Here is a 21,233-nt window from a genome sequence, read left to right on the forward strand (position 1 = left end):
CCGGGCCGGCCGGCGGGGGGCGTACGGCCGTTTGGGTGGTTGGTGTTCGTCGTCGGGCACCCGTGCGGCCGACCGTGCCGCGGGCTGGGCGGCCGGCCGGTCGAGGGGGCGTTCGGGGGGGCGTTCGGCCGGGGTCACGGCGCGCCCGGCCGGGTGGGGGCGTACGGAGCGGGCGCGGGCCCCGGCGGGGCGGCGGGGGCGGGCGACGGCGTGGGCGACGACCCGGGCACCGGCCGGTCGGTGGCCGCGTACGTCTGGAGCTGGAGCCCGTCGCAGTAGCACCAGCGGTCGCGCACCGGGTCGAACACCCAGAGCGCCTCGGCGTCCACGACCAGGCCGATCCGCAGGCCACGGGTCCGCTCCCGGAAGGCCTCCAGGTCCAGGGCGCCCGCCGCGAGGTCCTCCAGCAGGGCCCGGTAGCGGGCCACCGCGGCCTCGGCCTCCACGAGCGCCGGGCGCGGGTCCGCCGTCCGGGCGGGCGGGCCCCCGGCGGTGGGCGGCGGCTCCGGGAGGGCGACCAGCAGACGGCCGTCGACCCAGGCCGTCCAGCCGTTGGAGCAGAGGATCTGCGCCCAGTCGCCCTGCCGGGCGACCACCCGCACCGGCAGCAGCGCGTCCAGCCGGGTGGCGGGCCGGGCCGGGTCCGGGGCCGCCCAGGTGGCCATCCCGGCCGGCGGGGCGACGTGGGTGGGGCGGAACGCGAACTCGTCCATGGGCGGCTACATTTCCTCCGCCGCGCGAGCCCGCGGCTGCGCGCGGTCATAGCGATGGGACTCGCACCACAGGTCGCTTCCCACTGTACCGGCGGTGGTCGGCCGGGGCCCGGGGTCGCCCTTCGAGGCTCAGCGCCGCATGATCGCGGGCTCGTGCCGCCGCAGCAGGGCCAGCACCAGCAGCCCGTACGCGACCGCGAGGCCGGGCAGCACCGCGATGTCGAGCAGCCAGCCGGCGCGCTCGTGGCGGAACATCGGGTCGGCGGTGATCGCGGTCGGGAAGATGCCGTGCAGCTCGACGGTGCGGGCCATCGCGGCCATGCCCCAACGGGACGGGATCAGCCAGGCGAACTGCTCCAGCCCGGGCACGCCGTGCAGCTTGAGCATCAGGCCGCTGAAGACGATCTGCACCACCGAGAGGAGCACCAGCAGCGGCATGGTGGCCTCCTCCTTGTCCACGATCGCCGAGACCACCAGGCCGAGCATCATCGCCGAGAACGCCAGCAGCGCGACCGCGATGATCAGTTCGGGCAGCTGCGGCATCACCACCCCGGTCGGCACCGCCCAGGAGAGGTCCACCCCGGCCAGGCCGACCACGGTCAGCACGGCGGCCTGGGCGATCGTGACCGTGCCGAGCACCACCACCTTGGAGACCAGGTACGCCGATCTGGACAGTCCGACCACGCGCTCGCGGCGGTAGATCGCCCGCTCCTTGACCACCTCGCGCACCGAGTTGGCGGCGCCGGTCAGCAGGCCGCCGATGCACAGCGTGAGCAGGCAGTTCACGGCGTTGTCCGGGGTGAGCCGGGAGCCGGCCATCACCCGGCACATCAGGCCGATCACGAAGGGCAGCACCACCATGATGGTCAGGAACAGCCGGTCGGCGGCGAGCACCGCGGTGTACCGGCGCACCAGGGTGCCCAGCTGGGAGAACCAGCCCTGCGGCTTCTCCCAGCCGATCGGGTCCCGCCCGGCCGCCGGTGCCTGCGCTGGCCCCGCCGCCTCCGGCGCTCCCGATGCCGCGGCCGGCGTCAGGGGCACCGCCTCGGCGGCGACGTACCGCTCGTACTGCGGGGAGCTGCGGAAGCGGCGCTGCCAGGCCTCGTGGTCCTCGCTCTCGAAGGCCTCGAAGGCCTCCGGCCACTCCGCGAAGCCGAAGAACGCCAGCGCCTCGCCCGGCGGGCCGTAATAGGCCGTCCGGCCGCCGGGGGCGAGCACCAGCAGGCGGTCGCACACGTTCAGGCTCAGCACGCTGTGCGTCACCACGACCACCGTCCGGCCGTCGTCGGCCAGCCCGCGCAGCATGTGCATCACCGAGCGCTCCATGCCCGGGTCCAGACCGGAGGTCGGCTCGTCGAGGAACAGCAGCGAGGGCTTGGTGAGCAGCTCCAGCGCGACGCTGACCCGCTTGCGCTGGCCGCCGGAGAGGCTGCCGATCACCTGGTCGGCCCGGCCGGCCAGGCCCAGCTCGTGGACCACCTCGACGACCCGGGCCTCCCGCTCGTGCTTCGCGGTGTCGCCGGGGAAGCGCAGTTCGGCGGCGTAGCCGAGCGCGCGGCGGACGGTGAGCTGGGTGTGCAGGATGTCGTCCTGCGGCACCAGGCCGATCCGGCGGCGCAGTTCGGCGTAGTCGCGGTAGAGGTCGCGCCCGTCGTACAGCACGGTGCCCTCGTCGGCGGGGCGCAGCCCGGTCAGGGCGTTGAGCAGGGTGGACTTGCCGGCGCCGCTCGGGCCGGCCACCGCCAGCAGGGCCTTCTCGGCGAGCGGGAAGCTCACGTCGTCCAGCAGCACCCGGTGGCCGGAGCCGACCCGGACCACCAGGTGCCGTACGTCCAGGGAGATCTCGCCGGTGTCGGTGTACTCGACCAGGTGGTCGTCGGAGAGGCAGAGCGCGGAGTGGCCGATGCCGACGATGTCGGCCGGGCCGACCGGCGCCCGCTGCACCGGGCGGCCGTTGTGGTAGGTGCCGTTGTGGCTGTCCAGGTCGACGATCTCGTGGCCGCCGCCGGGCAGTTCGCGCAGTTCGGCGTGGTGGCGGGAGACCACCAGGTCGTCCAGGACCAGGTCGTTGTCGTGCGAGCGGCCGATCCGGACCGTGCGGCCGGGCAGCTGGAGCACCGAGCTGGGGCTGCGGAAGGTGCCGGAGGCCTGCGGGGCGAGCAGGGAGGGCCGCTCGCCGGGGTCGGGGCGGGGCAGGCCGGCGAAGGTCGCGGACGGGCCGTCGGCCGGGTCGCCGAAGCGCAGCCGGGTGCCGGGGCCGATGTCCTCGCGGTCGACCCGGTGGCCCTGGTCGTAGGTGCCGTTGGTGCTGCCGACGTCCTCCAGCAGCCAGTGCCCGTCGGTGGCCCGCAGCACGGCGTGGTGCCAGGAGACCCGGGGGTCGTCCAGGACGATCTCGCTGGTCGGGTCGCGGCCGAGGTGGTAGGCCAGGGCCGGGTCGATCAGCAGCGACCCGGTGTCGGTGACCAGGACGAGGGGCGGCGCGGTGGGTGCGCCCGGGCGCTCTCCCATGCTGGGCATTCTATCGCCGCAGCAGTCCAGCGGCCTTTCCGGATCCCGGGATTGGACTGGACCACTGTGACGGCGCGGCACTATCGTTCGGCGTGCCCGCACGCCACCCGCAGAACAACCGGGGACGGAACGCATGAACAGTTGGCCGGTGTTGCGAAGATCCCGGACTGTCAGGGCCGGCCGCGCCCCCGGAACGGTGCTGCACTGCGGCCTGATGGACACCATGCTGGCGGACCTCGCCGTCTCGGTCGTGCTCTACTTCGACCAGGCGCTGGACGAGGACCGGCTGGCCGCCGGACTGGCCCGCGCACTGGACCGGGTGCCGGTGTTCGCCGGGCGGCTGCGCACCGGCGGGGGAGGCGCCCTCGAAGCGGTCTGCGACGACTCCGGCGTCCCGCTGGACGTCTACACCGTGGACGGCACGCTCGCCGAGACGATGGGCCGGGTGACGGCCGCCGGCTCCGAACTGGTCGATCCGGTGGACGCCCCGGCCGCGCGCGGCGGCGGCGTCCCGCTGCTCACCGTCCGGGTCACCCGCACCGGCGACGGCGGGACGGTGCTGGGCTGCTCCTGGCACCACGCGATCGGCGATCTGCACAGCTTCATGCTGCTGCTGCGGATCTGGTCGGCGGCGGTCGAGGACGAGGAGCTGCCGGAGGCCGAACTAGTCGAGGACCAGGACGAGTTGCTGGACCGGGTGCTCCCGGCCGAGGACTGCGGACGGCCCGGCTTCCGGGTGCCCTCGACGGCGCAGGCGCAGCTGCTGGCCCGCGAGGTGGCGGTCGGTCCGCGGGCCAACCGGACCGTCCAGATCTACTTCGGGGACGCCGAAGTCGAGCGGATGCGCGCGGAGTTCAGTGCGACGGCCGGCCGGCGGCTCTCCTCCGGTGACGTGCTCTGCGCCCATGTCGTCAGCACCATAAGGGAGTTGGACGGCGACAAGGCGGAGCGCTGGCTGACCGTACCGGTCAACGCCCGGCGCTGGCTCGGACTCTCACCCGCCCTGGTGGGCAACCTGCTGGGTGACGTCCACGTGTCGCACCGGCCCGAGGGCGGCCCGGCGGCGCTCGCGGGCGCGCTGCGGGCGGCGGTCGAGGAGTTCCCGGCCGCGCACCTCAACCTGCGTTCCAACCTGGGCTTCCTGGCCTCGCTCGGCCGCTCCCGGCTGCGGGACTGCGTGCCGCTGGGCTTCGACCCGCAGGAGCGCCGGTTCAGCTTCTCGAACTGGAGCCGGTTCGGGGCCTATCGGGTGAGCTTCCAGGGGCACCGGCCGGTGCTCTTCAGCCCTGCTGCCAACTACCCTCTTCCCTGGGTGAGTTGGACGGTCGAGGGGTTCGGCGGCGCCGGCTACCTGACCACCGTGGTGCTGCCGGCCCGGCTCGCCGCCCGGGTACGGGGGGCGGAGGGCCGGGCCGCGCTGCACCGCTTCCGGACGGCGGCGGACGAACTGCCCGCGTCGGCCGCCGCCGTCCCGAAGGTGGTCTGAGCCGCACCGCGTAGTGCGAGGCACGGCGCGCGGGGTGAGCCGCGCCTCGGCCGCGCTACGCGAAGGCGGCCTCGATCGCCGTCCACAGCTGCACCCGGGCGCGCAGCGCGGTGCGGACGGTCTCGGCGCACTCGTCCCACTTGGCCTGGTCGTCGCCGCACAGGTCGATCAGCATCTGCATCGCCATCGGGGTGTGCTGCTCGCCGTCCACCTCGATGTGCCGGGCCAGGTAGTCCTTGAAGACGGTGAGCACGCCGTCCGGGTCGTCGATGCCGACCACTTGGGCGAACATGTCCGGGATCAGGTCCTCGCGGCCGAAGGCGAAGGCGGCGGCCCGGCAGTGCACCGGCGCGTTCTCGATGATCGACCAGGTGGTGCCGGTGAAGTCGACGGCGGCCTGCGGCACCGCGGCGGCCTTCAGCGCCTCCGGGACGGCGGTGCCGGCGCCCAGCAGCCCCAGGAACTCCTCCACCGGGCCCGGGTCGGCGCCGGCCTGCCGCATGCCCTCGACGTACAGCTCGAAGTGGCTGGTGTAGCCCTCCCCGAGTTCGTCGCTCTCCTCGACCAGCACGATCTCGTTGATCAGCCGGCGGCTGGCGGTCGGCCCGCTCGGGACCCACGGGACCTCGACGCTGGTGAGGTCGCGCTGCAGGCTCTTCAGCAGCGACATGAAGTCCCAGACCGCGAAGACGTGGCTGTCCAGGAAGGTGCGGACGCGCCCGATGCTGGTCAGCCCGCCGTACACGCCGTGGCCGACCACCTCGCGGCGCAGCGGGTCGATGGCCTGCTGGAGGCTGGTCAGGCCGGGGTGCGAACGGTCCCAGTGGTAGCGGTTGGTGGACAAGGCGGCTCCTTCTGCTCGGTGGTCTCAGGGGTCTCAGGGGTGCTTGAGGACGGCCTGCAGGGCGTGGCGCAGCTGCTCGCGGCCGGGCTGCAGGGCGCGGTCGAGGGCGGGGGCGAACGGCAGGACGGTGCCGTCGGGGCGGGTGACCCGGCGGGGCGGGGCGATCAGGCGCATCTCTTCGGAGGCGGTGGCCAGCACCTCCGCGGCGAAGCCGCAGCTGCGGTTGGAGTCGTCGAAGACGACCAGCCGGCCGGTGCGTTCCAGCGAGGCGGCGAGCGCGGCCCAATCCATGGGGTACAGCGTGCGGGGGTCGAGGACTTCGACCGAGATGTCCTCGGCCACCTCGTCCGCCACGGCGAGCGCGTCGTGCACCAGGTGTCCGACGGCGACCACGGTGACGTCGGTGCCGGGGCGGTGGATCCGGGCCCGGCCGAGCGGGATCGGCGCGAGGTCCCAGGTGACGGTCTCGCGCACCGGGAGGGCGGCGGCGGGCGCGAACACCACGACCGGGTCCGGGTCGCGGATCGCGGATCGCAGCAGCCCGTAGGCGTCGGTCGGGGTGGCGGGCACCACGGTCTTCACCCCGGCGTGCGCGAACAGGCTGTACGGGTGGTCGGAGTGCTGCCCGGCCCAGCCGTCCCGGGAGCCCGAGCCGGGCACCAGGCAGGTCAGCGGGACGCTCGCCTGCCCGCCGGTCATCAGCGAGAACTTGTGTGCCTGGTTGACGAGTTGCTCGAAGACCAGGAACAGCAGCGAGGGGATCTGGAACTCCAGCACCGGGCGCCGCCCGGCGAGCGCCGCGCCGATCGCCATGGCGGTGAAGGCCTGTTCGGACAGCGGGGTGTCGACGATCCGCTCGGGCCCGAAGCGGTCCAGCAGGCCGAGCGTCGGGCCGGCCATCCCGGCGCCGATGTCCTCGCCGAAGACGCAGACCGCCGGGTCGTCGGCGAGTTCGTCGGCGATCGCCCGGTTGAGGGCCTTGGTGTACGAGAGCCTGGTCATGCCACCGCCCCGGCTCGGGGCCGCAGGCCGTCGGCGTACAGGTGGTCCGACGCGCCGGCCGGGTCGGGGTGTTCGGAGGCGAGGGCGAACTCCTCGGCGGCGGCGAGCTGGCGGGCCACCGCGTCGTCGAGTTCGGCGACGACCGGCTGCTCCAGCTGGGCGGCGGCCCGGGGGAGCGGGTCGCGGGCGCGCCAGGCCTCGACCTCCTCGGGGGTGCGGTAGTGCAGTTTCATCCGGCGTTCCATGGTGTGGTGGCCCTCGTAGCGGTAGGTGCGGCATTCCAGGAAGCCGGGGCCGCCGCCGGACCGGGCCCGCTCCACCGCGCGCAGGGCGGCGGCGCGGACGGCCTCGGTGTCCATGCCGTCCACCTCCTCGGCGGGGATGCCGAAGGCGGCCGCCCGCCCGGTCGCGCTGCCCGCGACCGCGGTGGCGGCGGGCAGGGTGGTGGCGTAGCCGTTGTTCTCGCAGACGAACACCACCGGAAGCTGCCACATCGCGGCGAGGTTGAACGACTCCAGCAGCACGCCCTGGTTGAGCGCGCCGTCGCCGAAGAAGGCCACCGCGACCCGGCCGTCCCCGGCCTGCCGGGCGGCCCAGGCGGCGCCGACCGCGATCGGGGCGCCGGCGCCGACGATGCCGTTGGCGCCGAGGATGCCCAGCGAGAGGTCGGCGGCGTGCATCGAGCCGCCCCTGCCGCCGTTCAACCCGTCGACGCGGCCGGCGAGTTCGGCGAGCAGCCGGTGCGGTGCGGCGCCCCGGGCGAGCACGTGGCCGTGGCCGCGGTGGGTGCTGGTGAGCCGGTCGGCGGGGCCGAGTGCCGAGCAGACGCCGACCGCGACGGCCTCCTGGCCGATGTACGGGTGGATGCCGCCGGGGATCGCGCCGGCCTTCACCAGGCCGAGCGCCAGCTCCTCGAAGCCGCGGATCAGCCGCAGCATCCGGTAGCGCTCGGCCGGCGTGTCCAGCGGCGCGGTGCCGGGAACCGCGGCACCGGGAGCAGTGGTGCCGGGAGCCGCGGCGCCGGGGGGCACGGTCGCCGGGGGAGCCGTCACCGGGCCCCTCGCCAGATGGTCGGGCAGAACTGCGGGTCGGCGTAGTCGGGCCGGCCGTCGGCGGTGCGGCGCACCAGCACGTCGTGGTTGTACACCACCGGGCCGCCGTCCGCCCGGGTGTGGTGGCGGTACTCGTTCGCGCCGTCCTGAAGGTGCAGCGAGACGGCCCGGCGCGGGAAGGAGGCCAGGTTGGGGCCGCTGCCGTGGTACGTGCGGCAGTGGTGGAAGGACATGTGGCCGCGCGGGATGTGCATCGGGACGATGCGCACCTGCTGCCCGTTGTGGGCGGCGTTGGCGGCCAGGATGTCGTCGAGTTCGGTGCGGTCGCGGTCGGCGAAGTGGCGGGTGGAGTCCTCGCCGGAGTCCAGCTCCCGCCAGCGGTGGCTGCCGTCCACCATGGTGATGGTGCCGTTCTCCTCGCGGCAGTCGTGGAACGGGATGAACGCGGTGAGCATCTCCTCCGAGGTGGAGGTCTGCCAGTAGTGCTTGTCGAAGTGCCAGGGCACCTGGTTGCTCGGCTCCCCGGGCACCGGCGGCTTGTAGATCAGGGTGGCCTGGAACACCCGGATCTCCTCGGCGCCGGCCAGCAGGGCGGCGACCGCGCCGATCAGCGGCTTGCGCAGGATCGCGCCGATGGCGTCGCTCTCGTAGTGCACGTAGTCGTTGTGCCGCTGGATCGGGCCCTGCGAGGGCTCCCAGGCGGCCAGGTGCGGCGGGCGGGCGGGCAGTTCGCGGTCGCGGTGGCCGCCGTAGTAGAGCTCGGTGGCGGCCTGGAGGGTGTCCAGTTCCTCGTCGCTGAACAGCTTCCGGGACAGGTACCAGCCGTGCTCGCGGTAGTGGGCCACCTCCTCGGGCGTGGGCAGCAGGGCGTGTTCGGCCTCGCTGAGGCGGAACTCGACGGCGGTGGTCATGGGGTGTGCCCCTTCTTGAGGTGTGGGCGGCGGTCAGACGGCGGCGTCGGAGCTCTGCCGCTCGACGGCCTCGTACAGGGCCTTGATGTTCGCGGTGCCGAAGGTGCCGGCGCCCTGGCGCTCGATCAGCTCCAGGAAGTACGTCCGCCGCGGGTGGGTGGAGCGGACGAAGATCTGGAACAGCTGGCCGCCGTGGTCCTGGTCGACGAGCACGTGCAGGTCGCGCAGGGTCTCCACCGGGATGGCCGTCTCGCCGAACCGCTCGGCCAGGGCGTCGAAGTAGGCGCCCGGGGTGCTCAGGAACTCCACGCCGTTGGCCCGGGCGGTCCGGACGGCGGTGGCGATGTCGCCGGTGCGGAAGGCCAGGTGCTGTACTCCGGCGCCGTCGTGGGAGGCCAGGAACTCGTCGATCTGGCCGGGCCGCCGGGTGGTGTCCGGCTCGATCAGGGTGAAGGTGACCTCGCCGGAGGCGCTCTGCACCACGCTGGAGTCCATGGCCTGCTGGCCGACCTCGATGTACTCGCCGAAGATCCGGTGGAAGCCGAGCGCGGCCTCGCAGAACCGTACGGCGTCGGCGAGTTCGCCGGCCGGGACGCAGATCGCGACGTGGTCCAGGGCGTCCAGCAGGCCCGGCTCGTCGGCGGGGTCGGCGGTGGGCAGCGGCACGAACCGCAGGGCGGTGTCGCCGAAGCCGGCGATCAGCCCGCCGGCCCGGTCCAGCACGCGGGCGCCGTGCCGCTCGGCGCGCTCCAGCGCGGCCTGCGGGTCGGTGCAGGCGAGGGCGAGGGCGGCGACGCCGTCCCCGTGCCGGGCGACGAAGCCGGCCACCGGGTGGTCGGGGTCGGCGGCGGAGGCCAGGTGCATCCGGATCGAGCCCTGGCGCAGCCGGATGGTGCGGGCGCCGTCCGGTGCGGTCTCCGGGGCGTCGGCGGTGAAGTCGAAGTCGGCGCAGAGCCCGGCCGCGGTCTTGTCGGCGTCCGCGCAGTGGAACTCGACGTGGGTGATGGACTGGATGGACAACGGGATCTCCCCCGGAGGGATGGAAGGGCGTGGATCGGCGCGCTACTTGGCGGCCCGGGTGGACGCCGGGCCGAGGATCAGGCTGAGGTTGTGGCCGCCGAAGGCGAAGGCGTTGCTCAGCGCGGCGCGCACCGGTGCGGACCGGGCCCCGCCCCGGACGTGGTCCAGGTCGCAGGCCGGGTCGGGGTCGGTCAGGTTGAGTGTCGGCGGCAGCGTCCCCCTCGCCACCGCCAGGGCGGTCACCACCGCCTCCAACGCGCCTGCGGCGCCGAGGAGATGGCCGGTGGCGCCCTTGGTGGAGCTGACCGCGGGCGGGTGCGCGCCGAAGACGGCGTGCAGGGCGGCGGTCTCGGCCACGTCGCCGAGCTTGGTGCCGGTGCCGTGGGCGTTCACGTAGTCGATGTCGCCCGGTGCCAGGCCCGCGTTGGCGAGCGCGGAGCGCATCGCGTCGGCGGCGCCGGAGCCGTCGGGGCGGGGCATGGTCGGGTGGTGGGCGTCGGTGGAGGCGCCCCAGCCGATGACGTCCGCGTACCCGGCGGCGCCGCGGGCGTCGGCGTGGTCGGCACGTTCCAGGACGAGGACGGCGCTGCCCTCGCCGAGCACGAAGCCGTTGCGGCGGGTGTCGAAGGGCCGGCTGGCCTGCTCCGGATCGTCCCAACCCTGGGCGAGCGCACGGGCGTTGGTGAAGGCGGCGGCGATGGTCGGGTGCAGCGAGGACTCGGTGCCGCCGCACACCACCACGTCCGCGTCGCCGGAGCGGATCAGCCGCAGCCCCTCGGCGACGGCCTGGGCGCCGGCCGCGCAGGCCGTCACCACGGCCGAACTGTAGCCGCGGATCCCGTGCTTGATGGCGATCCGGGCGGTGGCCATGTTGGAGAGCATGCCCGGCAGCAGGTACGGGCTGACGCCGGGGCGGCCGCGTTCCAGCCGGCGGTGCGACTGCTGCTCGAAGGTCTCCAGCCCGCCGCCGCCGGTGGCCAGCACCACGGCGGTGCGGTGCGGGTCGGCGTCCCGGCCGACGACCAGGCCGGCGTCGGCGAGCGCGTCGTCGGCGGCGGCCAGGGCGAGCAGCACGAAGCGGTCCACGCAGCGGGTCTCGGTGGGCGGCAGCACCTCGCGGCCGTCCACGGCGGGGGCGATCCCGGCGGCGGGCAGCCAGCCGTGCGCGGCATGGCCCTCGGGGACGGCGGTCAGTCCGGAGCGCCCGGCGTTGAGCGCGTCGAACACCTCGGCGGGCTTGCGGCCGAGCGGCGAGACCAGGCCGAGGCCGGTGACGACGGCGCCCTCGCGGCGGGTCATCGGGCACCGGCCGCGGCGTCGAGGTAGCGCTGGCGCAGCAGCACCTTGCGGACCTTGCCGGTGGGGCCGAGCGGGATGTCGTCCCCGGAGACGACCAGCACCTGGCGCACGGTCGCGGCGGCGGCCTCGTCCAGGGCGGCGATGACGTCCTTGGTCCGGTCGGCGGCCGGGTCGGCGTCGGCGGCGAGGATCAGCAGCACGTCGGTGACCACGCGCTCGCCGTCCCGCACGGCGACCACCGTGCAGTCCGCCACGTCCGGGCGGGCGGCCAGCACCCGCTCCTCCGACATGGCGGTGAACAGCCGCTTGCCGTCGCCGAGTTCGACCGAGTCGACGGCCCGGTCGACGTGGTAGTAGTAGCCCTCCTCGTCCCGGTACATCAGGTCGCCGGTGAGGAAGCGGCCGCGGATCCGGGTGCGGAAGGTGGTGGCCGAGTCGTTCCAGTAGCCGAGCGCCAGGGTCGGTGAGGAGGTGGCGAGTTCGCCGACCTCGCCGGGGCCGAGCGGCTCGCCGTCCGGGCCGACCACCTCGCAGTCGACGAAGGCGTGCGGGCGCCCGACGCAGCGCCCGTAGCGCTCGGTGCCGGGGCCGTGGGTGATGAAGAAGTGCGAGTGGCCCATCTCGGTGGAGCCCAGGCCGTCGACGAACAGCGAGCCCGGCGTCCGGGTGCGGCCCGCGCGGGTGACGGACTCCCGGCTGCCGGCGGCGATCAGGCGGCGGATGTGCACCTCGTGCGCGCAGTCGCCGGTGTTCCACCACAGGGCGACGGTGGCGAGGTCCCGGGCGGCGAGGTCGTGGTGGGCGAGTTCGGCCCAGGTGGCGGCGAAGCCGATCACCCCGGTGGGCCGCCACTGCTCGATCGCGTCCAGCACCCCGGCGCCGGACTGCCGTGACAGCACGGCGAGTTCGGTGTGCGAGCTGAGCGCCAGGTTGAGCGCGATCAGGGTGGCGGCGTGCGGCGCGGGCAGTGCGCTGAGCATCCGGTCCTGGCCCTGCGGGCGGGGCAGCCGCAGCCGGTGGCGGATCGCCGCGTACAGGCTCGCGTGCGAGTGGACGACGGCCTTGGGCATTCCGGTGGTGCCGGAGGAGTGGGTGATCGCCACCGGGTCGCCGGACCAGTGCCGGTACGGCTCGGGGGCGGCGTCCGGGTCGCCCGCGCCGAGGGTGGAGATCTCGGGCAGCAGCGGCGCGCCGAGGTCGTGGCCGGCCAGCGCGGCCAGGTGGGCCGGGTCGGCGAGGACGCCGACGGCGCCGAGGCGGGCGATGTAGCGGGCGGCCCGCTCACCGTCCACGTTGGGGTTGAGCAGCGCGGGGATGGCGCCGAGCCGGGTCAGGGCGAGGAAGGCGAGCACGTGGTCGGCGGCGTCGCTGGCGAAGACCACGACCGGGTCGCGCCGGGTGATGCCGAGGGCGTGCAGGGCGGCGGCGCGGGCCCGGACGGCGCGGTCGAGCTCGCGCAGGGTGAGCGGCTGCCAGGCGGGGTGGTCGTCCACCGGGGTGTCGAAGGTCAGCAGCGGTTCGTCGAGGCCGAGGCCGAGTGCGAGCCGGGCGGTCAGGACGTTGCCGGCGCCCACGTCGGGGTCGTCCGCGATCAGGCTGCGGACACTGCGGATGGTCACGGGGTGGATCCCTCCCTCGGGGCCGGAGACGGCCCGGGCGGCTGATCGGTTGGCGTGGGTCGGGCGGCCGCGCGGGCGGCGCAGGGTGTCGGCGGGTGCGACGGGGCCTGGGTGGGTGACGGGGCCGGGTGCTGGTCTGCCGGGTGCGGCTGCTTCAGTCGTCGGGCCTCGTCCGTGGGTACGGCCGGCGGTGGCCGGACGGTTCAGCCGGTGACTCGGGCGGTGACTGAGCCGGTGACTCGGTCGGTGACTGAGCCGGTGACTCGGGCGGTGACTGAGGCGGTGACCAGGACGTCAGCCGGTGACCAGGACGGCCACCGCGTGTCCGGCGGCCTCGCCCGGTCCGTCGTCGCCCGGTTCGGCGGCGATGACCAGCACCTGGTCGGCGTCGCCGTCCGCGAGGAGCAGCGCCGCGAGGTCGAGCGCGTCCGCGGGCACCTGCCCGGGGACGGCGTGGGCCGGGCTGATCGCCACGACGGGGCCGGTCAGGCCCCAGCGGGCGGCGATGTGCCCGAGGACGGCGTTGGGGTTGGACTGGAAGAACAGCAGCGGTGCGGGGCGCCGTCCGGGTTCGGCGCTCTGGTCGATGGCCCGCGCGGTGGCGCGGTCGCCGCCGGCGCTGGCCAGCAGCAGTGCGGTCCGCCCGGGGGCGGGCGGGGCGCCGTGGTGGGCGCGCAGGCAGCGGTCGGCGGTGTCGGCGACCAGCGGGTTGAAGTCGGAGGCGGCGAAGCCGGGCAGCGGTGGCGGTGGGCCGGCCAGGTCGGGGTCGGCCGAGCGGGGGTCGGGTCGGCGGGCCTCGGCGAGGACCCGCAGCCGGGCGGCGGCCGGGGCGGGTGCGGCGCCGACGTTCGTGGCGTCGGGGTCTGTGGCGTCGAAGGCCGTGGCGTCGAAGGCCGTGGCGTCGAAGGCCGTGGCGTCGGAGTCTGTGGCGTCGGTGGTCATGGTGTGGGTGCCGGGGTACGGGGTCGGCGCCGTCGGACGGCGGGCGGGGGCCGGTGGCCGGTCATGCGGGGGCCACCAGCAGGGCGGTGTTGGCGCCGCCGAAGGCGGAGTTGAGGCTGAGCGCGTAGCGGGGGCGGGCGGCGCGGGGGCCGTCCAGGACGAGGTCCAGGCCGACGTCCGGGTCCGGGCCGAGCCAGCCGGCGTTGACCGGGAGCAGTCCGGTGCCCAACGCGCCGATGGTGACGGCGAGTTCGAGCAGGGCGGAGGCTTCCAGGGCGTGCCCGTGGACGGATTTGCTGGAGCTGACCGGGAGTTCGGCGGTGTGCGCGCCGAAGACCCGGCGCAGCGCGCTCGCCTCGGCCTGGTCGGCGAGGGTGGAGCCGGTGCCGTTGGCGTTGACGTAGCCGACCTCGGCCGGGGCGACGCCGGCGCGGGTGAGCGCGGCCTCGACGGCCCGGGCGACTCCGGCGCCGTCCGGTTCGGGGCGGCACACGTGGTGGGCGTCCCCGGCCCGGCCCCAGCCGGCCAGCCGGGCGAGGGCGGCGGCGCCGCGCCGTTCGGCGGCCGGGGCGGCCTCGACCAGCACGGCCGCGGCCGCGTCGCCGAGCAGGGTGCCCGTGCGGCCGGCGCTGAACGGGCGCAGCTCGCCGTCCCGGGCCAGCGCGCGGCCGGCGTCGAAGACGGCGAACACGCCCGGCTCGACCAGGTGCCCGGCCGCGACCAGGACCCGCTCGTGCCGCCCGGTGGCGACCAGCGCCGCGGCGTCCGCGACGGCGGTCGCGGCTGCCACGCAGGCGCCGGTGTACACCCGGGTGACGCCCGCGGTGCCCCAGGCGGCGCGGACGCCGGCGGCCACCGCGTCGGCGGTGCCCCTGGTCCGTTCGTCGCTGTGCAGGGCGAGCAGGACGGGCGTGTCCGCGCCGTCGGCGGCGGTCAGTCCGGCCTGGCGGCAGGCCTGGCCGACGGCGTCGAGCACCGCGCGGGCCAGCGGGAAGGTGTGCGCGAGCGGCACGTCGTCGGGCAGCAGGGCGGCCCGGGTGGTGCGGCGGGCGCTCACGTCGAAGCGGGTGACCGGGCCGAAGGCGGTCTTGCCGTGGGCGGCGGCCTCGGTCAGCGGGCCGAGTCCGCGCCCGGCGGCGCTGAGTACGCCGAGCCCGGTGACCACCGGCCGGCCGCGCGGCCGGTGCGCGGAGGGCGCGCCGGTGGTCATGGCCGGGCGCCCACACGTTCGGCCAGGACGGCCGCGCGCAGCAGTTCGGTGGCGTCGTCGACCGTCCGGACGGCGCCGAAGCGGTCGTCGTCGAGGTCCACCTGGATGCCGTAGCGCTGCTCGAACTCGGCTATGAGCCAGGTGAGTTCGAGCGATCCGAGGTCGTCGGGCACGGTGTCGGCGGCGCGCTGCCCGAACGCCGCCAGCATCGCGCGGACCTCGGCCCGGTCGGGGAGGGCGGAGCCGCTCACGCCGGGCTGCCGGCGGTGGCGGTGGCGGTGGCGGTGGCGGTGGCTGCGCTGGCGTCGATCCGCTTGACGACGTCGGCGGTGAACTCGTCGAGCGTCATCAGCGCGGTGGTCTCCATCTCGTCGAGGTCGAACTTGATCCCGAACTCGTCCTCGACCTGCACCGACAGCTCGGCCAGCGCGAGCGATTCGAGGTCCAGCCCGGCCGGGCCGAGGTCGGTGTCCCCGGTGACCTCGGAGACGTCGTACTGCATCTCGGTGAGCGAGGCGAGGACGAACTCGCGGACGCGGTCCTGCATGGTGTGGCTCCTTGTCGGGGTGCGTGCGGTGGATCAGAGCGCGGCGGCCGTGGCGGTGCTGCGCAGGGCGGCCGGGTCGCGCAGGAGTTTTCCGGTGGCGGTACGGGGGAGTCGGGGCAGCAGGGCGAGCCGTCGCGGCCGCTTGTAGGCGGCGAGCCGGCGGGCCAGCCCGTCCTGGACGAGGGCGAGGTCGGCGTCGGGTTCGGTGGCGAGGTAGGCCTCGATCGCGCCGTCCTCGAAGACCACGACGGCCTCGCGGACCTCGGGCAGCGCGGTGAGGGTCTGCTCGATCTCGGTGAGGTCGACCTTGAGGCCGCCGATCGAGACCTGTGAGTCCAGGCGGCCGAGGACGGTGACCAGGCCGGTGGCCGGGTCGAGTTCGGCCGCGTCGCGGGTGTGCAGCCAGCCGTCCGACCAGCGGGTCGGGTCGTCCAGCCCCGGGTAGGGCGAGGCCTCCGTGCCGATCCGCAGCTCGCCCGCGACCATCCGCAGCCGCATCCCGTGGACGGGCTGCTTGGCCGGGTGGAGCGTGCCGGACAGGTCGGTGGCGATGACCCCGGTCTCGGTCATCCCGTACATGGTGCCGAGCGGGACGCCGTAGCGGTCGGCGAACAGCGCGGGCAGGCCCGGGCGGACCAGTTCGCCGGCCACGATCATCCGTCGCAGCCCCGGCAGCGCCGGGGGGTTGACGGTGCCGGCCAGCAGTTCGGCGTGGAAGGGTACCCCGATGACGGTGGTCGGCCGGTCGCCGGCGGCGACCGCGGCGAGGATGCCCGCCGCCGTCATCCGCTCGGGCACGGTGAGCGCGACCCGCGCGTGCAGACTGTTGAGCAGTCCGCCGACCAGGCCGAGCACGTGCACCACGGAGGACAGCAGGACGACCCGCTCGCCCTCGCCGGGGAACTCCACCAGCCTGTGGTAGCAGTCGAGTTCGCGGAGCAGGTCGGAGGCCGTGCGGGCGATGACCTTGGCCGGGCCGGTGGATCCGGAGCTGAGCTGGATCAGCGCGTGCCCGGTGCGGGCCGGGAGCCCGTCCGGCAGCCGGACGGCCACCGGCTCGACCTCGGAGAAGCCGCGCAGGGCCGCCGCGGGCCGGTGGGCGGAGCCTACCAGGACCTGCGGAGCCAGTCGCGCGACCGCCGCGTCGACCTCGTGGTCCGTCAAGCGGTGGTCGAGCAGCGCCACTTGGGCGCCGAGCCGCCAGGACGCCAGCAGCACCGTGACGAACGCCACCGAGGGCGGCAGCCGTAGCGCGGCGGTGCCGCCGGGGCCGAGTCCGGCCGCGGCGAGGTGCGCGGCCTGTTCGTCGACCAGGGCGCGCAGGGCGTCCCGGTCGAGTGGTCCGCCGAGATGCAGGCACTCCTCGCCTCCGGGACCGGCCAGCAACAGCCGGTCGACCCAGGCGTCCGGGGCGTCGGCGTGCGGCGGTGAGGAAGGCGGAAGTGAAGAGGGGGAAATGCCGGTCAACACCGCTCCACACAAGTGAGGGGATTTGACATGAACGCCGTTCACAACCAAAACGGTCAATTCCGTTGCCAGACGATTGCACAGACGTTTGGTCAAATCAAGGTCTATACCAATGCGGTTGTTGCTCCTACGCTGCCGAACCGGGGCTGGTCCACGCGTGGCCGCCCGGAATCGAGGACGCCCGTGGGAGAACTCACGCTGGCCGGGATGGAGCACGCCGCGCGCGCGCAACTTTCCCCGGAAATATGGGACTTCATCGAGGGTGGCAGCGGCACGGAACGCACCGTGGCGGCGAACCGGGAAATGTTCGCGCGCTATGCACTGCGCCCGCGCACGATGGTCGACGTCTCCGACTGCTCGCCCGGGCGCACACTGCTCGGCGCGCCGCTCGGCCTGCCGGTCGGCATCGCCCCGATGGCCTACCACCGGCTGGTCGACCCGGAGGGCGAGACCGCCACCGCGCGCGCCGCCGGCCGCGCCGGGGCCCTGCTGGTCGCCGGCATGTTCGCCAGCCGCACCCTGGAGGAGATCGCGGCCGCCGCCACCGGCCCGCTCTGGCTCCAGCTGTACTGGCTGCGCGAACGCGCCGCGCTCGCCGCCCTGGTCGAACGCGCCGAGGCGGCCGGCTACTCCGCGCTCGTCCTGACCGTGGATGCCCCCAGGATCGGCCGCCGCCTGCGCGACCTGCGCAACGGCTTCGCGATCCCGCCCGCCGTCCGCGCCGTCAACCTGGACCAGGACCTGATGTCCGCCAGCCACCGCGCGACGCACGGCGGTTCGGGCATCGCCGAGCACGCCCGCGAACAGTTCGACCCCACCCTGACCTGGGCCGACCTCGACTGGTTGCGCGCCCGCACCCGGCTGCCGCTGGTCCTCAAGGGCATCCTGACCGCCGAGGACGCCCGGCTCGCCGCCGAGCACGGCGCCGACGCCGTCGTGGTCTCCAACCACGGCGGGCGGCAACTCGACGGCGCACTGCCCTCCCTGGCCGCACTGCCCGAGGTCGTCGACGCGGTACCCGCTGACCTGCCGGTGCTGCTCGACGGCGGGGTGCGCACCGGCGCCGACATCGCCGTCGCGCTCGCCCTCGGCGCCCGCGCCGTCCTGGTCGGCCGTCCGGTGTTCTGGGGCCTCGCCACCGAGGGGGAGGCCGGCGTGCACCGCGTCCTCGACCTGCTGCGCGAGGAACTGGAGCACACCATGGCCCTGTTGGGCCGCCCCCGGCTCGCCGACCTGGACCGCACGGCCCTCGCCCCCTGGCCCTGCCCGGCCCGCTGAACCGCGCACGGCCCGCACCACGTTGTCCTTACTGGATGGAGAACAGCAGATGACCGAACCGACCCCCGAGACCGAACGCAACGACCCTTTCCCCGGCTGGGACTGGGACGACCCCGACGGCCTCGCCACCCGCCTGGACGCCTTCAGCGAGCAGGTCGCCACCTGCGACACGCTCGAAGCGCACCCCGGCGGGCTGCCCCGCGACCACGCCGGATTCCGCGAACTCGGCCTCACTGGAATCGAGTTCGCCGCCTTCCGGACCGCCCACCCGGAAGGACTCGGCACCGACCTCACCGCCCTGCGCAGCCCCGGCGCCGCCACCGAACCCGGCACCCTCTACCGGATCGACGGCGACCGCTGGTTCACCCAGCTCGACATCGGCCGGCCGCTGCCCTTCGCCGACGCCAGCGTCGACTGGGTCTACGCCGAGCACCTGATCGAGCACGTCACCATGCCGGTCGCGGTCGGCTGGCTGCGCGAGGCCCGCCGCGTCCTGCGCCCCGGCGGCGTGCTGCGCCTCACCACCCCGGACCTCGCCCGCTACCTGGCCGGCTACGCCAACGGGGACGGCTTCCTCGCCAAGCACCGCCGCCGCCTCACCACCCTCGGCTTCGGCCCGCCGATGCCCGCCCGCCCGGCCTTCCTGGTCAACCAGATCTTCCGTTACTACGGGCACCAGTGGATCTACGACCTGGACGAGCTGCGCCACGTCCTCGCCCTCGCCGGCTTCGAACCGGAGCGGATCCGCCACTGCGCCTACCGCCAGGGTGCCCGCCCCGACGTCGCCGACCTCGACACCGCGTTCCGCACCGACGAGACCGTCTACGTCGAAGCCGACCGCTAGGCCCGTAGACCCCTAGGCTCGTCAGGCCCTCGGGTCCTGAGGCCCTCAGCTCCTCAGGCCCTGAGTCCGCCCGCCGACGCCCCCGCACCGGATCTGTGCCGAATCTGTACCGAACGGGACCACCCATGCCCCTGCACCCCCAGGCCGAGGCGCTGCGCGCCCGGCGCGCGAGCAGCGGTGCGCCGCCGCTCTACACCCTCACCCTGGCCGAGGCCCGCGCCGCCGACCTCGCCGACATCCGCGCCGCGGCCGGGAGCCCCGAGCCGGTCGCCGCCGTCGAGGAGCACCGCATCCCCGGACCGGGCGGCGAACTCGCCCTACGGCTCTACCGTCCCGAGTCGCCCGGCCGTCAACTGCCGGCCCTGCTCTATCTGTTCGGCGGTGGGTGGGCCCTCGGCTCGCCCGACACCAGCGACGCGATCTGCCGCCGGCTGACCAACGCGGCCGGCTGCGTCACCGCCTCCGTCGGCTACCGGCTCGCCCCCGAACACCCCTTCCCCGCGGCCGTCCAGGACTGCCGCGCCGCGCTGTACTGGCTCGCCGCACACGCCGGCGAGCTCGGCGTCGACCCGGGCCGGCTCGCCGTCGGCGGCGACAGCGCCGGCGGCAACCTCACCGCCGCCCTCACCCTGATCGCCCGCGACGAGAACGGCCCGGCCCTGCGCCACCAGCTGCTCGTCTACCCCAACACCGACCACGCCGCCGACACCCCCTCGCTGCGCGAGCACGACGACCCGATGCTCTTCAACCGCCGCTCGGTGGACTGGTACTGGGGCCACTACCTGGCCGACCCCGCCGACGGCGCCCACCCGCACGCCTCCCCGCTGCGCGCCCCCGGTCTGGCCGGACTGCCGCCCGCGACCGTCATCACCGCCGAGTACGACCCGTTGCGCGACGAGGGCGAGCAGTACGCCGAGGCGCTGCGCGCGGCCGGGGTGCCGGTGGAGAGCCGCCGCTACGACGGCATGCCGCACGGCTTCTTCGCTATGACCGGCACCCTGGACGCGGCCGCCGACGCCCAGCGCTACGCCGCCGAGCGGCTGCGCGAGGCCCTGCGGTGAGCGCGCCCGAGCCCCTGCCCCTGGCCGACCTGCACGCCAGCCTGGCCGACCCGCTGCTGGACGCGATGACCTTCCTCAACGAGGTCACCACCCGCTACCCCGACGCCGTCTCCTTCGCCCCCGGCCGCCCCTACGAGGGCTTCTTCGAACCCGAGGACGTCCCCGCCTACCTGGACACCTACCTCGCCCACCTGGCGGCCCGCGGCCTCGACCGGGACGCCGTGCGCACCGCGCTGTTCCAGTACGGCCCCACCAAGGGGATCATCGCCGACCTGGTCGCCCGCACCCTCGCCAACGACGAGGGCCTGGAGGTGGCCCCCGAGGCCCTGGTGCTGACGGTCGGCGCCCAGGAGGGCATGCTGCTCACCCTGCGCGCCCTGTGCGCCGGCCCGGACGACGTCCTGCTGGTCAGCTCGCCCTGCTACGTCGGCGTCACCGGCGCCGCCCGGCTGCTCGACCTGACCACCCTGCCCGTCCCCGAGGGCCCGGCCGGCGGCCCCGACCCGGAGGCCGTGCGCGCCGCCGCCCGGGCCGTGCGGGCCGAGGGCCGCCGCCCGCGCGCCCTCTACGTCGTCCCGGACTTCGCCAACCCCTCGGGCACCAGCATGCCCGTCGCGGCCCGCACCCGGCTGCTGGAGACGGCCGCCGAGGAGGGCCTGCTCGTCATCGAGGACAACCCGTACGGCTTCTTCGCCCGTGACCCGGGGGAGCGGCCGACGCTCAAGGCGCTCGACCGCCGCCGCCAGGTGGTCTACCTGGGCTCCTTCGCCAAGACCTGCTTCCCCGGCGCCCGCCTCGGCTACGTCGTGGCCGACCAGGAGGTGGCCGGCCCCGGCGGGCGGCGCACCCTGCTGGCGGACGAACTGGCCAAGCTGAAGAGCATGACGACGGTCAACACGCCCGCGCTCAGCCAGGCCGTCATCGGCGGCATGCTGCTGCGCCACGACTGCCGGCTGCGCGCCGCCAACGCCGCCTCCACGGCCCACTACGCGGCCGGCATGGACACCCTGCTGCGGGAGCTGGACCGGCACTTCCCGGCCTCCGAGCGGCGCCGGCTGGGCGTGTCCTGGAACCGGCCCGAGGGCGGCTTCTTCGCCGTGCTGACCGTCCCGTTCGCCGCCGACGACGCGGCGATGGAACGCTGCGCCCGCGGGTACGGGGTGCTGTGGACGCCGATGGCGCCGTTCTACCCGGCGGGCGGCGGGGAGCACCGGCTGCGGCTCTCGATCAGCTCCCTGACGCAGGCTCAGATCGTCGACGGTGTGGCCAAGTTGGCGGCGTTCATCGCCTCCTGGGCGATCGCTTCCTGAGCGACGCTCGCCACAGCAGGAGGGGGGGGGGGGGCGGGCGCGGGCCCCCCGCCGCGGCGGGTGTGCCAGCCCCCCCGCGCGGGCGCAGGGGGAGAGTTATAAATATAAACTCTCACA

The 21,233-nt window shown here is 74.9% G+C and carries 19 protein-coding genes; 5 read left to right on the forward strand and 14 right to left on the reverse strand.

Translation table 11 applies throughout. From position 1 onward, the window contains the following. Positions 1–134: 134 nt before the first annotated feature. Positions 135–713 carry a hypothetical protein gene (locus tag ACFV61_RS14040; RefSeq protein ID WP_380491814.1) on the reverse strand — a complete coding sequence of 193 codons (579 nt, stop codon included), beginning with the start codon at positions 711–713 and terminating at the stop codon, positions 135–137. A 129-nt stretch (positions 714–842) separates the two neighbouring features. Next, positions 843–3,224 (reverse strand): FHA domain-containing protein, encoded by a 2,382-nt coding sequence (locus tag ACFV61_RS14045; RefSeq protein WP_380491816.1) that lies wholly within the window; start codon positions 3,222–3,224, stop codon positions 843–845. A 214-nt stretch (positions 3,225–3,438) separates the two neighbouring features. Here ACFV61_RS14045 and ACFV61_RS14050 point away from each other — a divergent pair, with 214 nt between their 5' ends. Further along, a complete protein-coding gene (locus ACFV61_RS14050) occupies positions 3,439–4,710 on the forward strand; it encodes an acyltransferase (protein WP_380491818.1) in 1,272 nt (423 codons plus the stop codon). Between the two features lie 55 nt (positions 4,711–4,765). Here ACFV61_RS14050 and ACFV61_RS14055 read toward each other — a convergent pair whose 3' ends face one another. The 12 genes from ACFV61_RS14055 to ACFV61_RS14110 all read right to left on the reverse strand — a co-directional run bounded on the left by ACFV61_RS14055 (position 4,766) and on the right by ACFV61_RS14110 (position 16,626). After that, the gene (locus ACFV61_RS14055) at positions 4,766–5,554 is read right to left on the reverse strand and encodes a DUF3050 domain-containing protein (protein ID WP_380424643.1); all 789 of its coding nucleotides are present in this window, start codon (positions 5,552–5,554) and stop codon (positions 4,766–4,768) included. A gap of 33 nt (positions 5,555–5,587) precedes the next feature. Then, on the reverse strand, positions 5,588–6,556 hold the full coding sequence (locus ACFV61_RS14060; RefSeq protein WP_380491820.1) for an alpha-ketoacid dehydrogenase subunit beta: 969 nt from the start codon (positions 6,554–6,556) through the stop codon (positions 5,588–5,590). Then, positions 6,553–7,608, reverse strand: coding sequence for a thiamine pyrophosphate-dependent dehydrogenase E1 component subunit alpha (locus ACFV61_RS14065; protein WP_380491822.1), 1,056 nt, complete (start codon positions 7,606–7,608; stop codon positions 6,553–6,555). The genes ACFV61_RS14060 and ACFV61_RS14065 overlap by 4 nt, the downstream gene beginning before the upstream one ends. Beyond that, positions 7,605–8,519, reverse strand: a complete 915-nt coding sequence (locus ACFV61_RS14070) for a phytanoyl-CoA dioxygenase family protein (protein ID WP_380491824.1) — start codon at positions 8,517–8,519, stop codon at positions 7,605–7,607. Before ACFV61_RS14070 ends, ACFV61_RS14065 begins: the two co-directional genes overlap by 4 nt. 33 nt (positions 8,520–8,552) lie before the next feature. After that, positions 8,553–9,539, reverse strand: a complete 987-nt coding sequence (gene hppD / locus ACFV61_RS14075) for a 4-hydroxyphenylpyruvate dioxygenase (protein ID WP_363374655.1) — start codon at positions 9,537–9,539, stop codon at positions 8,553–8,555. Between the two features lie 42 nt (positions 9,540–9,581). Then, positions 9,582–10,838, reverse strand: coding sequence for a beta-ketoacyl synthase (locus ACFV61_RS14080; RefSeq protein ID WP_063350660.1), 1,257 nt, complete (start codon positions 10,836–10,838; stop codon positions 9,582–9,584). Next, positions 10,835–12,457 carry a class I adenylate-forming enzyme family protein gene (locus tag ACFV61_RS14085; RefSeq protein WP_380491826.1) on the reverse strand — a complete coding sequence of 541 codons (1,623 nt, stop codon included), beginning with the start codon at positions 12,455–12,457 and terminating at the stop codon, positions 10,835–10,837. The genes ACFV61_RS14080 and ACFV61_RS14085 overlap by 4 nt, the downstream gene beginning before the upstream one ends. 294 nt (positions 12,458–12,751) lie before the next feature. Beyond that, the gene (locus tag ACFV61_RS14090; RefSeq protein ID WP_380491828.1) at positions 12,752–13,399 is read right to left on the reverse strand and encodes a hypothetical protein; all 648 of its coding nucleotides are present in this window, start codon (positions 13,397–13,399) and stop codon (positions 12,752–12,754) included. Positions 13,400–13,460: 61 nt separating this feature from the next. Continuing rightward, complete coding sequence (locus ACFV61_RS14095) at positions 13,461–14,609, reverse strand: beta-ketoacyl synthase N-terminal-like domain-containing protein (RefSeq protein ID WP_380491830.1); 1,149 nt, start codon at positions 14,607–14,609, stop codon at positions 13,461–13,463. Further along, complete coding sequence (locus ACFV61_RS14100) at positions 14,606–14,860, reverse strand: hypothetical protein (RefSeq protein ID WP_079136142.1); 255 nt, start codon at positions 14,858–14,860, stop codon at positions 14,606–14,608. The genes ACFV61_RS14095 and ACFV61_RS14100 overlap by 4 nt, the downstream gene beginning before the upstream one ends. Next, on the reverse strand, positions 14,857–15,156 hold the full coding sequence (locus tag ACFV61_RS14105; protein ID WP_380343222.1) for a phosphopantetheine-binding protein: 300 nt from the start codon (positions 15,154–15,156) through the stop codon (positions 14,857–14,859). Before ACFV61_RS14105 ends, ACFV61_RS14100 begins: the two co-directional genes overlap by 4 nt. Before the next feature lie 33 nt (positions 15,157–15,189). Then, a complete protein-coding gene (locus tag ACFV61_RS14110) occupies positions 15,190–16,626 on the reverse strand; it encodes a class I adenylate-forming enzyme family protein (RefSeq protein WP_380491831.1) in 1,437 nt (478 codons plus the stop codon). 180 nt (positions 16,627–16,806) lie between these two features. Between ACFV61_RS14110 and ACFV61_RS14115 the strand changes: the two genes are divergently transcribed. From ACFV61_RS14115 to ACFV61_RS14130, 4 genes are all read left to right on the forward strand, one after another. Beyond that, entirely contained in the window at positions 16,807–17,901 is a 1,095-nt protein-coding gene (locus ACFV61_RS14115; protein ID WP_380343216.1) for an alpha-hydroxy acid oxidase, read from the forward strand. Positions 17,902–17,950: 49 nt separating this feature from the next. Beyond that, positions 17,951–18,745 carry a class I SAM-dependent methyltransferase gene (locus ACFV61_RS14120; RefSeq protein ID WP_063350664.1) on the forward strand — a complete coding sequence of 265 codons (795 nt, stop codon included), beginning with the start codon at positions 17,951–17,953 and terminating at the stop codon, positions 18,743–18,745. 125 nt (positions 18,746–18,870) lie between these two features. Next, positions 18,871–19,806, forward strand: coding sequence for an alpha/beta hydrolase (locus ACFV61_RS14125; protein WP_380424664.1), 936 nt, complete (start codon positions 18,871–18,873; stop codon positions 19,804–19,806). Continuing rightward, the gene (locus ACFV61_RS14130; RefSeq protein WP_380491833.1) at positions 19,803–21,116 is read left to right on the forward strand and encodes a PLP-dependent aminotransferase family protein; all 1,314 of its coding nucleotides are present in this window, start codon (positions 19,803–19,805) and stop codon (positions 21,114–21,116) included. Before ACFV61_RS14125 ends, ACFV61_RS14130 begins: the two co-directional genes overlap by 4 nt. Positions 21,117–21,233 lie beyond the last annotated feature (117 nt).

It is taken from the genome of Kitasatospora sp. NPDC059817 (genome assembly GCF_042731835.1).
In the GTDB taxonomy this organism is placed as follows: Bacteria; Actinomycetota; Actinomycetes; order Streptomycetales; family Streptomycetaceae; genus Kitasatospora.